Here is a 14,767-nt window from a genome sequence, read left to right as displayed (position 1 = left end):
TCTTTACCTCTTTTCTCTTTGATTGAATTACTTGAATTCTGCCTTTATACGCCGGTACGGTTTCTGGGGTCCAGAATATCGCGGACGCCGTCGCCCACCAGGTTAAAGCCCAGAATAGAAGTCATAATTGCCAGGCCGGGGAAGGTGGCCATCCACCACTGGCCGCTGATAATGTAGGACCGGGCGTCGGAGATCATGTTGCCCCACTCGGCCGTGGGGGGCTGGACGCCCATGCCCAGGAAGCTCAGGCTGGACACGGTCAGGATGGCGAAGCCCAGGCCCAGGGTGGCTTTCACCAGCAGCTGGCTCATGCAGTTGGGGAGCACATGGCGGAAAATCAGCTGGGAGTTCTTCAGGCCGATAGCCACACCGGCCTCGATGTAGGGCCTGCCCCGGATGCTGGAGGTCTCGGCGAACATAAGCCGGGCGTAATCCGGGATGCTGACAATGCCCACGGCCAGCATGGCGCTGACGGTGCCCTTGCCGATGGCGGCTGCGATGACGATGGCCAGCACCAGGGAAGGGAAGGCGCACATGGCGTCCATGACGCGCATGATGATAATGCTCACCACGCCGCCGTAGTAGCCGGCGATGCCGCCCAGCACGGTGCCGATGATCAGGGAGATTCCCACCGAGATGACGCCGCACCACATGCTGATCCGCGCGCCGTAGAGCACTCTGGTGAGGATGTCGCGGCCGTACTGGTCGGTGCCCAGCAGGTGCTGGAGACTGGGGGGCTGCTGGCTCACCGAGTAGTCCAGCGCGTTGGGCTCGTAAGGGGAGATAACCGGCGCCAGCAGGGCCATCGCCACCCAGAAGAGGATGAAGCACAGCCCCACCACAGCCAGCTTGTTTCGGCAGAAGATCTGCCAGCCGGAGGCGTGCCGCGGCGCCAGCTGTTCTCCTTCGATTTGTTTTTTCTTCTTCATGTTTCACACCCACATTTTCATTCCGAAGTGTTTGGTCCTGCTCAGTCGTACTTGACCCGGCGGTCCACCACCGTGTACAGAATATCCAGCACCAGGTTGATGACCACGTACAGCAGGGCGCTGAACAGGGCGAAGGCCTGGACCGGGTTGTAGTCCACGTTCAGGATGGCGTCTGTGACATAGAAGCCAATGCCCGGCCAGGAGAAGATGGTCTCCACCACTACGGTGTAGCCCAGCATCATTCCGAACTGGCCGCCCAGCACGGTGAGGATGGGGATAAGGGCGTTGCGCAGGGCGTGGCGGTAGATGACAATGCGCTCCTTCATGCCCTTGGCCCGTGCGGTACGGATGTAGTCCTGGCCCAGGACCTCCAGCATGCTGGCCCGGGTCATACGGGCCATGACCGCCATGGTGGACATGCTCAGCGTGATGGCAGGGAGAATGATGTGGGACACAGAGTCCTTCAGCGCCACCATATCACCGGTGAGAATGCTGTCCAGCACATACATGCCGGTAATGGTGGTGGGCGGGTTGATCCCCATGCTGATGCGCCCGGTTGGGGCCGGAGCGATGCCCGCGGTGGCATAGAAAATGAGGATAAGCATCAGGCCGAACCAGAATACCGGCATGGTGGCGCCCAGCATGGAGAAAATTCGGGCGCCGTGGTCCAGCGGCGAATTCTTATGGGTGGCCGAGGCAATGCCCAGGGGTACGCCGATAAGGATGGCGATGGCCAGCGCCCACAGCGCCAGCTCCAGGCTGGCGGGGAGGCGCTTGATGAAGTCGTTGAGCACTGTGTCGTGAGTCCGGTTGGAGTAGCCGAAATCCCCGTGGAGGATGCCGCTGACGTAACGGACAAACTGGACGGGCAGCGGGTCGTTAAGGCCCCACTCTTCTCGCAGCTGTTCCACCTGCTCCTGGGTGGCCATCTCGCCCAGGTAAGCCCGGGCCGGGTCGCCCGGCATGACGCGGGTCAGGAGGAAGATGATGATGACCACCAGCACCACCGCCGGAATCGCGTATAGCAGTCGTTTTGCGATATACTTTAAGTTCATGTTGTCAGGCCATTCCTTTCCTGTCAGCTTGTATAAAAACAGGCCGTGGTCACCTGCTTCTATCGCCTGATTTGCGTTTCGATTCCAGCCTGTCCGCTTACCACCCGGGAAAAGCAGCGAGAGCAAAGCGGCACCTACTTAGGAGCAGCTTTGCTCTCGTTCGGTATCCGGCGCCCTGTTGCGTCTTCGATCCGGGAGAACCTTATCGGCGCCTTTGCCAGCTCTTCTCCGGGTATTGGTTTGGGAAGTTCGGATACTGGATTCTCGCAATCCATGCATTAGGAATTATTTAACCTAATAAAAATTTTTTAACACTTCACTGTAAAAAAACCTTATGGATAGAATACACGTCTTTTCCCCAATTGTCAAGGTTGACAATTTGTATTTTTTCATTCGATGTCAATCTTCGCCTTTTTTACGACATCTTCCGCAAACCACTGCATTTCATCAAAGAATTCCGGCATATTATTGGCGGTAAACAGGATGGCTGGGAAACTTGTGACCCCTGCTTCCCGGTATTCCCCAATACGCTCCAGCACCTCTTCCGGCGTTCCAATCAGGTCACGGTTGACACAATCGCTTAAATCCATGCCTTTCATTGTGGAAGAAGCCAGGGTAAGCATGTGCCGGTACTGCTGAGATTTGGTATATTTATTCCACGCTTCCTCATGGGTTTTCCCCAGAGACACTGTAAACTGGGGCGCAATGTCAAGCGCATCAGCGGGCCGGCCGTTGCGCTCCAGCATCTCCCGCAGGCGGGCCGCCCGCTGGGCCATCTCGGCCACAGTAAAGCCGCTGGGCAGCCAGCCCTGGCCATACTTAGCAGCCCGGGCCATGCCGTTCTCGCTGTTTCCGCCAATGTAGAAGGGGAAGGGATTGGACACCGGCTTGGGGGTGCTCTGAAGGTTCTCCACCTCAAAGTACTCTCCCTTGTAGGTCACCACGTCCTCGGTAAATAGGCGGTGAAGAATCTCCAGGGACTCATCCACCATCTTGCCCCGCATCTTGCCCTTGGCCCGGCTGCCGAACAGGGCCTCAAACTCCTCCCGGTAGGCGCCCATGCCCACGCCCAGCATGAGCCGTCCGCCGCACAGCCGGTCCAGGCTGGACAGCTCCTTGGCCAGGATACCGGGCTGCCGGAAGGGCAGCACCAGCAGGGCGGTGGCCAGCTTCAGGTTCTTGGTGTGCTCGCCGATGGCGGCCAGGGTGATGAGGGGGGCAAAGTAGTTGGGGGCCTGTCCGAAGTCCTCCACCACATAGCGCTGGGTGGCGATATGGTCGTTGCCCCAGACGGAGTCATACCCCAGCTCCTCGGCCTTCTCCGCAATGCGGATGTTGTCCCGGATGTCCTCCACAAAGGGGATGGGGTACATCAGGCCCTCGGTGCCGGTAGGGATGCCCACGCCGAATTCCAGTTTTCGCTTCATGTTGTGCTCCTTCCGGTGGCTTAAAGGCTCTTGTCGCCGGGCTGCAGGTCGTCGGGCAGGGGGCAGCGGTAGGTCTCGCCGTCCAGCGCTGCCAGATAGTCCTTCCGGGCCTGCTCCAGCATGGCGGGATCCAGCATAAAGTCCAGGGCGGTCATGGCCAGCACCTTGGCGGCGGTTTTCATGCCCTTCTTGGCCAGGCTGGACTTGCCCATGGCCACCATCTGCCAGGAGTGGAAGGGCAGGCCGGCAGGATAGCAGGCCACGTGGAGCTGGCAGCCGGGCACCACCCAGGACACGTCGCCCGCATCGGTGGAAGCGCCGTTGCCCACCTCGTGGCAGTACCAGTTTGCCATGGGCTCCTCATACATGGCCCGCACTTCCTCGCTGCTCTTCTCGGGGTACGCAAGCTGGATGCAGTGGATCAGCCGCTTCTCATCGCTCTTGTCCAGGGTGTCCTTAAACTTTTTGGCGTAGGCCAGCTCCTCCTCGGTGTAGGGCACGGGGAGGTACTTGTCCAGATTGGCGTCAAAGCGGTCCCGGACAATCTTGGTGCTGATGAGGTTGGAAGTGCCCGAGACCACCTTGTAGGTCATCTCAGTCCCCGTCATCAGGGCCGCGCCCTGGGCGCACTTGATGACCCGGTCGGCGATGTCATACATATCGCTCATCTTGGGGGCGCGGATGACGTAGCTCAGCTCAGCCTCGGCGGGGACCACGTTGGGGGCGGTGCCGCCGGCGTTCAGATAGGCGTAGTGCATGCGGGCCTCGGGGATAACATGCTCCCGCAGGTAGTTGACGCCCACGTTCATCAGCTCGCAGGCATCCAGCGCGCTGCGGCCCAGCTGGGGGCAGGCGGCCGCATGGGCGGAAATGCCCTTGAACTTGAACAGAACGTTATAGGTGCCCAGGCAGTCCACGCCGTCCCAGCCGTAGTTGAACTGGGCGGGGTGCCAGGACAGCTCAATGTCGCAGTCCTTGAAGTAGCCGTCCCGCACCATGAAGGTCTTGGCGCTGCCGCCCTCCTCAGCAGGGCAGCCGTAGTACCGGATGGTGCCCTTCACATTGTGGGCCTCCATGTACTTCTTCACCGCGTTCACCGCGCACATGGACCCGGCGCCCAGCAGGTTGTGGCCGCAGCCATGGCCCGGCTTGCCCTCCTCCATGGGCTTGCGGTCGACGCAGTCGGCCGTCTGGTTCAGGCCGGCCAGGGCGTCGTACTCGCCCAGAATGGCGATAATGGGGTGTCCCTCGCCGTAAGAGGCGATAAATGCGGTGTCCATGCCCTTGATCTGGTCGTTGATGGTAAAGCCCAGCTCCCGCAGCACCTTCTTCTGGAGGGCAGCGGACTGCTTTTCCTCATAGCACATCTCGGCAAAGCCCCAGATCTGGTCGGCTACGTCCTCGAATACGGCGGAGTTATCCTCTACCAGTGCATCAATCTCGTCTTTCCGTTCCATGACACATGCCTTCTTTCTAAATATCTATGTAATTACTTCAGAATTTCTTTGGCAAAGCCCATCATATCCAGGGCGCTGACGCCGTCGCAGGCGCACAGGATGGGTTGGTCCAGTCCGGCGGCGCGGTATTCGGCCAGCCGCTCCCGGCAGTGATCCGGGCTGCCGATAACGGCAAAGCGGTCGGCCAGCTCCCAGGTGATGAGGTCAGACGCGTCCTCCCCCGCCGCGATTTTGGCGGCGATGGGGGCGATCTCCCGGGGCAGCGCCCCGGACTGACGGACAAAGGGCTGCTCCGCCGACCGGCCCAGATAGAAGGACAAGGTATTGGCAAAGGCTCTGCGCCCCTCCTCCCTGTCGCCCACAAACAGGGGGATGTAGGCGGCTATCTGCACCCGTTCCGCGCGGCCGGCCCGGGCAGCCCCCTGATCCACCTGCTCTCTTGCCCAGGCCACATAGGGGGCAGCGCTCATAATGGACAGCAGCACGCCGTCGGCGTGTTCCCCTGCCAGCCCCAGGGCCCGCTCGCCCCGGACGCCCATATATACCGGCATATCCCGCCGGTAGGGCACAAAATCCAGGGCCACATTGTGGGCGTGGAGGCACTGTCCGTCAAAGTCCAGGCGGCCGGTGCCGATAAGGGTGCGGATCATCTCTACCGCCTCCGCCACATGGGTGATGGGCTTCTGGAACGGGATACACATCTTCTCCTCAATCCAGCGGCGGTTGCTGGAGCCCATGGCCAGCATGAACCGTCCCCGGGATACCGCGTCCACCGCCGCTGCCTCCATGGCGGTGAGCACCGGGGTGCGGGTATAGGGGTTGACCACCCCCACCCCCAGCTCGATCCGGCTGGTGACGGCGGCCAGAGCCCCGGCAGTGGCCATGGCCCCGCCGTTGAAATAGTCCTCAGAGATCCAGCAGGAGCGGAAGCCGTCCGCCTCCGCCTGCCGGACCGTGTTCATCAATACGTCGGCGCTCAGTCCTCCGGGAAAGGAGACGCCGGTCTCCGCCAGCGTAAAGCCCTGCTCATCCATCCAGTCCACACTCCGTCTCGTACTCCACGCCGTCCTTCATGACAAAGGCGCAGTCCAGCAGAGCGTTCTCGTCGGTGAGCAGGTCCCGGTTCCAGGCGGCAATGTCGGCCAGCTTGCCCGGCTCGATGGTGCCCACCTGGTCCAGGCCCAGGATCTGGGCGTTGACGCTGGTGGCCGCCTTGAGCGCCCGGAAGGGGTCCATTCCGCTGCGGAGCCAGCAGGCATACTCTCTGCCGTTTTCGTAGGGCTGGTACACTGCCACCAGATCGGTGCCGTAGCCAAGGCGGATATTGCTCTTGCGGATAATCTCCCGGCTGTTCTGGAGCCGGGCCTGGTACTGCCGCAGCTTCCGCTGAAAGACAGGCTCCTTTTTGGCCAGCTTCTCCTCGTCGGGGTGAACAATCTCCTCGTAGGGCAGGAAGGTTGGCACCAGATAGGTCCCCGACTGCTCGAACCGCTCCGCCGTCTCCTCATCCATGAGGGAGCCGTGCTCCATGCCGTCGATGCCCAGATCCAGCAGGCACTGCATCACATAGGGAGCGTACACATGGGCGGTACAGGGCTTGCCCAGGGCGTGGGCGGTGTCGATAATGGCGGCGAACTCCTCGTCGGTGAGCTGTTTGTCCTCCGGGCTGTCGTTGGGGGAGGCAAAACCGCCGCTGGCCATGATTTTAATGAACTGGGCGCCGTACTTCACCTGCTGGCGCACCGCCCCCCGGAAGAAGTCAGCCCCGTTGCCCAGCCCCTGGACCTTGCTGGTGTACATCTCCGCCAGCAGGGGGTTCTGGTACAGCCGCTGGCTCAGGTCGGTGTGGCCGCCGGGGGTGCCCAGGGCGCCGAAGGAGTAGACCAGCCGGGCGCCGTCAAAGTACCCCCGCTCGATGGAGCGGGCCACATCGGCAATGCCGTAGTCAAAGGGTTCGATGGTGCCGGGCACCCGGATGGCGGTAAAGCCCCGGCGCAGGGCGTGCTGAAGCGTGTGCAGGGTCCCCAGGGCCCGGTAAGTGGAGGAGGCGAAGATGGTCTCCATGAACATCTTGTCGTTGTCAAAGGCGTCGGCGTGGACGTGGGCGTCAATCATGCCGGGCGTCACCGTCTTGTCCGACAGGTCCACCACCCGGCACTCCTCACCTGCCGGCAGGTTCTTCCCCACCATTTCAATCCGATTCCCCTTGACCAGAATTTCCATTTCAGGCTGCAGCTCGTCCCGAATCCCGTCGAACAGCTTTCCGCAGCGAATCAGTATTGTCCTCACAGTTCCTCTGCTCCTTTTGCCTGACGAAAAATACTTGACCAAATTCGTCGTGTTTTTTATTGTTGATTATTATAGTCTAGTCTTTATCTATATGCAAGTGTTTTCTGCGGCGCGCCTTTCTTTTTCTTTCCATTTCGTACTTTTTTAGTTTCATTGTCTGCCTTTTTTATTTTTGTTAAGACATTTTTACCCCTTCATCCGCTTTTTCCTCTTAATATTCCCATCTATTTCCATTAAATATTTATTCATTTTGTGAATGGCGTTTTCTCTGAAAAAGTTTTCATACTATATCAGGTTAAAGTGTTCAAGTGTCTTTCAGGAGAAAACCAATGTTCACACAGTCGATTTAAATTCCCCATTTGTCTGGATTCCTTAACAATCCGTCTCCACTTTCTCCCTCTTTAGCGTGCCTTTGTTTTCCGCCCTCTCTCCTCCGCCGACATGCCGCCTCTTCCCCACACATATGATAGATACCACAAAAAGCTCTGGGAGGTATCTGACTATGAAGTTGTTATTGGTCCGGCGCAAAATCCTGGCGGCCTTTGCCTGTGTGCTGGCTGCGGCCGCCATGTTCTACGTGGTCAATCATCCCGCTGTGGTAGGCGCGTCCGCCGCCACCCGCCAGCTGCCCATCTACTGCGTGCAGCGGGATCAGAAGATGATCTCCATCTCCTTTGACGCCGCCTGGGGAAATGAGGACACCCAGGAACTCATTGACATTTTGGGCCGGTACAATGTAAAGGCCACCTTTTTTGTGGTGGGGGACTGGGTGGACAAATATCCCGAGTCTGTCAAGGCTCTCCACGACGCGGGGCATGAGGTGATGAATCACTCCAACACCCACGCCCATATGTCAAAGCTCTCCCGGGAGGAGATCATCGCAGATGTGGAGGCGTGCAGCGACAAGATTGAGGCGGTCACAGGGGTGCGTCCCACTCTGATCCGCCCGCCCTACGGCGAATACAACGACACCGTCATCAGCGCCATCCGCTCCATCGGCATGGAACCCATCCAGTGGGACGTGGATGTTTCCCAGACAGCTTCAAGCCCCTGCCTCCCAGAGCAGACGCACTCATAACGAAACCAGCCCCTGCCGCTTGGCGGCAGGGGCTGGTTTTATGTCTGATTTGATCTCTGCGGTATTTCCGCCGGCTCACTCCTCGTCGGTATCCTTGCTCTTGGGCAGGAACAGGCTGAGCAGCAGCGCCACCACAAACACACCGGCCACGGCATTTCCGTTGAAAATGTCGCCCACAGCGGCGGGGAACGCGCTGAAGAAGTTGCCGTCGGTCTGGGTCAGGCCCACGCCCACGCAGAAGGACAGGGAGACGATGATCATGGTGCGGTCGTTGAACTTGCAGTCCTTGAGCATCTTGACGCCCTCATACAGAATAGAGCCGAACATCATCACCGTGCACCCTCCCAGAACGGACTGGGGCAGGGAGTTGAAGAAGGCGCCCAGCGGCGGAAAGAGGGAGGCCAGAATCATAATCAGCGCACCCATGAAGATAGTGAAGCGGTTGATGACGCCGGTCATGGTCACCAGGCCCACGTTCTGGCTGAAGGAGGTCAGCGGCAGGCAGCCGAAGCAGCCGGAGATGGTGCTGGAGAAGCCGTCCACGGCCAGGGAGCCCTGGAGCTCCTCAATCTTCAGGTCCCGGTCCAGGGCGCCCTTGCACACCGCGGTGGTGGCGCCGGTGGTCTCCGCCGCCGAGACCAGGAATACGATGGCGATGGTAAAGAACGCGCCCAGGTCAAACACCGGCATATGCCCGGTAAAGAATACAGGCCGGGGCAGGCTGAAGAAGCCGATCTCCCCCACCGTCCTGCCGATGCCGGAGAAGTCCACCAGCGGCGCCACGCCGGCCAGGGTAAAAATACCGGCCAGAATATATCCGGCGATGAGGCCCACCAGAATGTTCAGGTTCTTGTACACGCCCTTGAGGAGGTAGCGGGACACCAGGCAGACCAGCAGGGTGAACAGGCCCACCACCAGGTGATACCAGGAGCCGAAGTCGGCAGAGCCGCTGCCGCCGCCCCAGGAGTTCATGCCCACGGGCAGCAGGGACAGGCCGATGGCAACAACCACGCAGGAGGACACCACAGGCGTGAGGAAGCGCTTCCAGTACCGGGCGCTCAGGCCCACCAGGCCCTCAAAAATGCCGCCCAGGATGACCGCGCCAATCATCCCCTCATAGCCCAGATCCGGATTGGTGCAAATGATCAGGAGGCTTCCAAGGAAGGTGAAGCTGACGCCCATTACGATGGGCAGCTTGGAGCCGATTTTCCAGATGGGGTAGAGCTGCATGCAGGTGCCGATACCGGCGGCAAACATGGCGCACTGGAGCAGGCGGGTGATCTCCACTGCGGTGAGGTGATTTTCCGTCCCCCGCACCAGGGCGGCGCTGCACACAATGAGCACCGGGGCAAGGTTGGATACAAACATGGCCAACACATGCTGCAGGCCGAAGGGGATGGCCTTGGACAGCGGGACGCGCCCATTGAGCCGGTAGATATTTTCCACGGTGACGGTCTTCACATTCGCTTCCTTGTTTTCCATTTCGCACCTCTCATCGTCTGACGAATAAATTTTATTTTTCATTGCACATAACTATTTTTTAGCTATAAGCTGGAAAAATGCCTCCGGCTGGCCGCAGCTCTCTCACAGTTTGGATCGGACACTGACGCAGCCGGAGGGCGTGACATTTGGGGTCGGATATGGATTCAGGCGCTTTTTCCGGGGCGGTTATACCGCGTCCGCCTCGGCATTCTTTCCAAGCCGGCGCAGCATGGTCTTCTTCACGGCCCGGAAGATATTCTCATAGCCGGTGCAGCGGCACAGGTGCCCGGACAGCATTTTGCGGATTTCATCGTCGGAGAACTCCCGGCCGGCGGCCAGCAGCTCCGCAGCGCTCATCACAAAGCCGGGGGTGCAGAAGCCGCACTGCACTGCGGCCTCGTCGATAAAGGCCTGCTGGATGTCGGAGAGCTCGCCGTTGGGGCCGGCCAGGCCCTCCAGGGTCACAATCTCCTTGCCGTCGGCCCAGACAGCCAGATAGATGCAGGAGTTGAAGGTCTCGCCGTTGATGAGCACATTGCAGGCGCCGCACTCGCCCACTTCGCACCCCTTCTTCACGCTGGTCAGGCGGAAATCGTTTCGAAGCATGTCGGTGAGAGAGGCGCGCACATCCACCATCTTCTCGACCTTTTTGCCGTTGATGGTGCAGGATACCAGCTTATACTGATTAGGCATGGATTTCACCTCCCGAAAGACGGATTGCCTCCCTGAGTCCCCGCTCGGCCAGCACCACGGCGATGTGTTCCCGGAAATCCTTGGCGGCGCGCCAGCTGTCTCTGGGGTGGATGTCCTCCAGCACAGCCCGGGCTGCGGCCCTGACTTCCTCCCCGGCAACCGGCCGGCCCTTGGCCCGCTCCTCGGCGTGGACGGCCCGCATGGGGATGGGGCCCGCCACACCGTAGGCGATGCGCACATCCTCCATAGTCTGCTTGTCCGCCGACAGCTTGACATTGACCGAGCAGCCGATGGTGGCGATGTCCATGGCGTTGCGCATGGCGTACTTGATGTAGTGCCCCTTGTACCCCTCATAGGCGGCCTTGGGGATGATGATGGCGGTCTGCAGCTCGCCGGGGCGCAGGTTTACCTGGCCGGCCTTGATGTAGAACGCCTGGATGGGCATGCGCCGCACCCCCTCGGGGCCAGTGATCTCCACGATGGCGTCCCAGGCGAAGAGGGTGGAGGCGGAGTCGGCAGAGGTGACGCCGTTGCAGGTGTTGCCGCCGATGGTGCCGATGTTGCGGATCTGAGGCCCGCCCACCATGTCCACTGCCTCGCCCAGCACCTTGATGTGCTCCTGGATCAGGGGGGCCCGGGCGATGTGGGAGAAGCTGGTGAGGGACCCGATCCGGAGGGCGCCGTCCTCCTCGCAGGACACGCCCCGCAGCTCGTCCAGCCCATAGATGCTCACCAGCTCCTTGCCGGCCCGCTTTCCCTCCCGGATCTGAACCAGCACGTCGCTGCCGCCGGCAATGATCTGGGCCTCGGGGTGCTCCACCAGAAGCTGTACCGCGTGGGGTACGCTCTCAGCCTCATAGAGCGCTTTGATATCATACATAGACTGCCGCCTCCTTAGATCAGACCTTCTTCACGGAATCTGCGGAACAGGATATGGGGGTTGACCGGCGCCTCATCCACTGCCACGCCGGTGGCGTGGTAGATGGCGTTGCGGATGGCGGGGGCCACCGAGCAGGTGGGCGGCTCGCCCAGGGCCTTGGTGCCGAAGGCGCTGGTAGGCTCCGGGTTCTCCACGAAATAGGCCCTCAGGCGGGGGTGATCCATAAAGGTGGAGAGCTTGTAGTCCAGCAGGTTGTTGTTCAGCGCCCGGCCGGTCCTGGGGTCAAACATCAGCTTTTCCGACAGGCCATAGCCGATGCCCATGCTCATGCCGCCGTGGACCTGGGCCTCGGCCAGGGCCGGGTTGATGATGGTGCCCGCGTCGTGGACGTTGACAATGTCCAGGAGCTTGACCTTGCACAGGGGGATATCCACCTCCACCTCGGCGAAGGTGCAGCCGAAGGAGTAGGCGTTGGACTTAATCTGGGCGGTGCTCTCAGCCGTGATGTGCTGGCTGTCTGTCAGGCTGTACAGGGCCTCGGTGGCCAGCTCGCCCAGGGTCATCAGCACCCGCCCGTCGGTGATGCGGACAATGTTGCCCTCCACGATGTCCAGGTTGTAGGGGGGCATCCGGGTCAGCTGGTGGGCGTACTTCAGAATGCGCTCCTTCAGCAGGGCGCCGGTCTGCCGGATGGAGAAGCCCGCCGTGTAGGTCTGGCGGGAGGCATAGGCGCCGGTGCCGAAGGGGGTCACGTCGGTATCCTGGCAGGAGACCACGTGAACCGCGTCCAGAGGCACGCCCACAATGTCCGCCGTCATCTGGGTATAGGCGGTGTCGGCGCCCTGGCCGATCTCCGTCTCGCCCAGCTGGACCTGGAGGGAGCCGTCCTGGTTGAGCACCATGCGGCAGGAGGAAGTCTCCAGAGAGATGGGCCACACGGCGGTATTGTACCAGAACACGGCCATGCCGATGCCCCGGCGCACGTCGCCGGTCTGGTTCTGGTACTCCTTGTACTTCCGCAGGTAGTCCGTGACCTCCATGCCCTTGTCCATGCACTGGTTGAAGGTGTCGGAGTAGAGCTCGTTCTTGGAGAAGGGGTCCGTGAAGCCCACGGGCATCAGGTTCTTCCGGCGGAACTCAATGGGGTCCAGCCCCAGCCTGGCGCACACGTCCTCGGTGTGGCACTCCACCGCCCACATGGCCTGGGGGATGCCGTAGCCCCGCATGGCGCCCGCCACCGGCTTGTTGGTGAACACGGTGTAGGCGTCGGCCTCCACGTTGTCGCAGGGGTAGAGCTGGGGGAAGCAGCCCATGCCCTTGGCGGCGATGCTGTGGCCGTGGGAGGCGTAGGCGCCCTGGTCGGAGAAGGCCTCCAGCTTGCGGGCGGCGTAGGTGCCGTCGGGCCGCACCCAGGAGATGATGTGGCTGCGGATGGCGTGGCGCACCCGGTTGGAGACAAAGGTGTCCTCCCGGGGGATGTCGATCTTGATCAGATGTCCCCCCAGCTGCATGCACAGCCAGGCGCACAGGGGCTCGTAGAGCACGTCCTGCTTGTTGCCGAAGCCGCCGCCTATATAGGGCTTGATGACCTGTATCTTGCCCCAGGGCAGGCCCAGGGCCTGACCCACCACCCGGCGGACGATGTGGGGAATCTGGGTGGAGCTGACGATCTTGATCCGGTCCCCCGTCATCTCGGCGGTACAGATGAAGTTCTCGATGTGGCAGTGCTGGACGGTGGGGGTGTCATACCAGCCCTCCACCTTGATGAGGCCGGGCTCCTTGATGGCCTCCTCATAGTTGCCCTTGCGGATGGATGTGTGCTTGAGAATGTTGTTGGGGTATTCCTCATGGAGCTGAGGCGCCCCGTCCTTCATGGCCTCCTGGACATCCAGCACAAAGGGGTACTCCTCGTACTCCACTTTGATGGCCCGCAGGGCCTGGGCGGCGGCCACCTCGTCCTCCGCCACCACGGCGGCGATGTCATCGCCGTAGAAGCGCACCCGCTCGGTGAGGACCAGCCGGTCGGCCACGTCCTGGTGGCTTACATCGGTGGACCAGGGATGGCCCGCGGTGGGAAAATAGTGCTTCTCCTTCAGGTCAAAGCAGGTAAATACCCGGATCACGCCGGGAATGGCCTCAGCGGCCGACACGTCCATGGACACCACCCGCCCGCTGGGAATGGTTGCATGCAGAACCTGGGCCACATAGGCGCCCCTGTCGCACAGATCGTCGGTATATTTTGTGCGTCCGGTCACCTTGTCATAGGCGTCTACCCGTGTCACATTCTTCCCTACATACATGGTGCTCTCCTCCTGTTTCCTGATGGCTGAAGAGGGACCGGGACGCCCCTCAGCCGTTGACATGGTGCTCCACATGGACTTTCATCTGACAGAATCCCTCCCGGGGGATGACAACCTTCCCTTTCCGCACCTGGATCAGCCCCATTTCCTCCAGATGCTTGATGCTCCGGTTGAGGGTTTTCACGGAAAAGCCTATCTCCTCCGCCAGCTGCTGTCTGGTCTTTTTCAGCTCCAGGCAGTCAGGCTGGGGCTGCCGCTGTTCAAACAGCCGGATAAGGTGGACCATCAGCCGGTCCTTTCCCTCCATAAAGAGGTACTTCCTGGCCTCCGCCGTCTGGGTAATCAGCCGGTGCATGTTTTCCTGGGTGCGCATAAACAGCGCGTCCACATCCATGCGCATCCACTCCATGTAGCACACCGCCGGGATGGTGAGCACCCGGCACCTCGTGGCCGAGAGGATGCTGATGCGGTAGCAGGGCAGACCGGCAAAGCACTCAATTTCTCCGAAAAAATCGCCCGGCCCAAAGTCCTTGAACGGATAGCACCGGTCGTGGGCGGGCCACTCCACCCCCGTCACCTTTCCCGACAGAATCATGAAAATATGGGTGCACTCCGTCCCCGCCTTGATAAAGGTCTGATTGGCCGGGATCTCCACCAGGGACATGTAATACCGGACCTCTTCGGTACAGTTGCGAAAGAGAAGCTCCATGCGCGCCCGCTTTTCCTGGGGCAGCTCTTTAAAGATTTCCAAATACATCCATCTCCTCAGAATGCGCAGCTTCCAGAATCAGCAAATGGCACAGATACCGCTCCTTACGGTTTCATTATATCCGCTATATCTCACAATCAGAAAGGTCATGTGTCCTTTTTTAGCCTGTTTTTTATCCTCCGAATTGTACAATTTATCGCATGTATTTTTCGCAATATAGCCAGCTGTCTCCGGCGCTCCCTCCGCCGTCCGAATTTTCTTCTTACGCGGCGTTGTTGCCGCCGCAGGAACATGAGCCGGGCAGGGCGCGGCGCCATTTGGAATTCCGCCGCATGTCGTTGAAGGGTGTCACGTCCTGGCGGCATATATTCCCGGGGCCTTACATAGAATGCTCCCAGAATACCCGATGAAAGAGAGGTAAGCGCCATGAATATCCTGCACCGGCATCCGGTTCAGAACAGCGGCACA

12 protein-coding genes are annotated in these 14,767 nt (G+C 60.5%); 1 reads left to right on the top strand and 11 read right to left on the bottom strand.

What is annotated here, in order from left to right; all coding sequences use genetic code 11:
* Window positions 1-44 precede the first annotated feature (44 nt).
* From Q0K06_RS00520 to Q0K06_RS00495, 6 genes are all read right to left on the bottom strand, one after another.
* Window positions 45-929, bottom strand: a complete 885-nt coding sequence (locus Q0K06_RS00520; protein ID WP_294547165.1) for an ABC transporter permease — start codon at window positions 927-929, stop codon at window positions 45-47.
* 41 nt (window positions 930-970) lie between these two features.
* Window positions 971-1,984, bottom strand: coding sequence for an ABC transporter permease (locus tag Q0K06_RS00515; protein ID WP_294547163.1), 1,014 nt, complete (start codon window positions 1,982-1,984; stop codon window positions 971-973).
* Between the two features lie 389 nt (window positions 1,985-2,373).
* Window positions 2,374-3,411 (bottom strand): LLM class flavin-dependent oxidoreductase, encoded by a 1,038-nt coding sequence (locus Q0K06_RS00510; protein ID WP_294547161.1) that lies wholly within the window; start codon window positions 3,409-3,411, stop codon window positions 2,374-2,376.
* A gap of 20 nt (window positions 3,412-3,431) precedes the next feature.
* A complete protein-coding gene (locus tag Q0K06_RS00505) occupies window positions 3,432-4,868 on the bottom strand; it encodes a M20 family metallopeptidase (RefSeq protein ID WP_294547159.1) in 1,437 nt (478 codons plus the stop codon).
* Between the two features lie 32 nt (window positions 4,869-4,900).
* On the bottom strand, window positions 4,901-5,902 hold the full coding sequence (locus tag Q0K06_RS00500; protein WP_294547252.1) for an LLM class flavin-dependent oxidoreductase: 1,002 nt from the start codon (window positions 5,900-5,902) through the stop codon (window positions 4,901-4,903).
* Window positions 5,895-7,157, bottom strand: a complete 1,263-nt coding sequence (locus Q0K06_RS00495) for an amidohydrolase family protein (RefSeq protein ID WP_294547156.1) — start codon at window positions 7,155-7,157, stop codon at window positions 5,895-5,897. Before Q0K06_RS00495 ends, Q0K06_RS00500 begins: the two co-directional genes overlap by 8 nt.
* Window positions 7,158-7,659: 502 nt before the next feature.
* On the opposite strand from Q0K06_RS00495, the gene Q0K06_RS00490 reads away from it, so the two are divergent.
* Window positions 7,660-8,235 (top strand): polysaccharide deacetylase family protein, encoded by a 576-nt coding sequence (locus tag Q0K06_RS00490; RefSeq protein ID WP_294547153.1) that lies wholly within the window; start codon window positions 7,660-7,662, stop codon window positions 8,233-8,235.
* A gap of 75 nt (window positions 8,236-8,310) precedes the next feature.
* On the opposite strand, the gene Q0K06_RS00485 is transcribed toward Q0K06_RS00490, so the two are convergent.
* The 5 genes from Q0K06_RS00485 to Q0K06_RS00465 form a co-directional block, all read right to left on the bottom strand.
* A complete protein-coding gene (locus Q0K06_RS00485) occupies window positions 8,311-9,717 on the bottom strand; it encodes a nucleobase:cation symporter-2 family protein (protein WP_294547150.1) in 1,407 nt (468 codons plus the stop codon).
* Between the two features lie 186 nt (window positions 9,718-9,903).
* Window positions 9,904-10,410 carry a xanthine dehydrogenase subunit XdhC gene (gene xdhC, locus Q0K06_RS00480; protein WP_294547147.1) on the bottom strand — a complete coding sequence of 169 codons (507 nt, stop codon included), beginning with the start codon at window positions 10,408-10,410 and terminating at the stop codon, window positions 9,904-9,906.
* Window positions 10,403-11,290, bottom strand: coding sequence for a xanthine dehydrogenase subunit XdhB (gene xdhB / locus Q0K06_RS00475; protein WP_294547144.1), 888 nt, complete (start codon window positions 11,288-11,290; stop codon window positions 10,403-10,405). Before xdhB ends, xdhC begins: the two co-directional genes overlap by 8 nt.
* Window positions 11,291-11,304: 14 nt before the next feature.
* Window positions 11,305-13,590: a xanthine dehydrogenase subunit XdhA gene (gene xdhA, locus Q0K06_RS00470; RefSeq protein ID WP_294547142.1), complete on the bottom strand. Its 2,286-nt coding sequence runs from the start codon at window positions 13,588-13,590 to the stop codon at window positions 11,305-11,307.
* 49 nt (window positions 13,591-13,639) lie between these two features.
* On the bottom strand, window positions 13,640-14,347 hold the full coding sequence (locus Q0K06_RS00465) for a Crp/Fnr family transcriptional regulator (RefSeq protein ID WP_294547138.1): 708 nt from the start codon (window positions 14,345-14,347) through the stop codon (window positions 13,640-13,642).
* Between the last annotated feature and the right edge of the window lie 420 nt (window positions 14,348-14,767).

Origin of the sequence: uncultured Pseudoflavonifractor sp. (assembly GCF_944387805.1) — a bacterium.
Taxonomy (GTDB): Bacteria; Bacillota; Clostridia; order Oscillospirales; family Oscillospiraceae; genus Pseudoflavonifractor.
This window is presented reverse-complemented; position numbering and strand designations above follow the sequence as displayed.

Bases quoted from the DNA above. Each gene is read 5' to 3' on its own strand.
- Q0K06_RS00465 (WP_294547138.1), bottom strand. From the start codon at position 14,347: ATGTATTTGGAAATCTTTAAAGAGCTGCCCCAGGAAAAGCGGGCGCGC.
- Q0K06_RS00500 (WP_294547252.1), bottom strand. From the start codon at position 5,902: ATGGATGAGCAGGGCTTTACGCTGGCGGAGACCGGCGTCTCCTTTCCC.
- xdhC (WP_294547147.1), bottom strand. From the start codon at position 10,410: ATGCCTAATCAGTATAAGCTGGTATCCTGCACCATCAACGGCAAAAAG.
- xdhB (WP_294547144.1), bottom strand. From the start codon at position 11,290: ATGTATGATATCAAAGCGCTCTATGAGGCTGAGAGCGTACCCCACGCG.
- Q0K06_RS00490 (WP_294547153.1), top strand. From the start codon at position 7,660: ATGAAGTTGTTATTGGTCCGGCGCAAAATCCTGGCGGCCTTTGCCTGT.
- Q0K06_RS00505 (WP_294547159.1), bottom strand. From the start codon at position 4,868: ATGGAACGGAAAGACGAGATTGATGCACTGGTAGAGGATAACTCCGCC.
- Q0K06_RS00520 (WP_294547165.1), bottom strand. From the start codon at position 929: ATGAAGAAGAAAAAACAAATCGAAGGAGAACAGCTGGCGCCGCGGCAC.
- Q0K06_RS00485 (WP_294547150.1), bottom strand. From the start codon at position 9,717: ATGGAAAACAAGGAAGCGAATGTGAAGACCGTCACCGTGGAAAATATC.
- Q0K06_RS00515 (WP_294547163.1), bottom strand. From the start codon at position 1,984: ATGAACTTAAAGTATATCGCAAAACGACTGCTATACGCGATTCCGGCG.
- Q0K06_RS00510 (WP_294547161.1), bottom strand. From the start codon at position 3,411: ATGAAGCGAAAACTGGAATTCGGCGTGGGCATCCCTACCGGCACCGAG.
- xdhA (WP_294547142.1), bottom strand. From the start codon at position 13,590: ATGTATGTAGGGAAGAATGTGACACGGGTAGACGCCTATGACAAGGTG.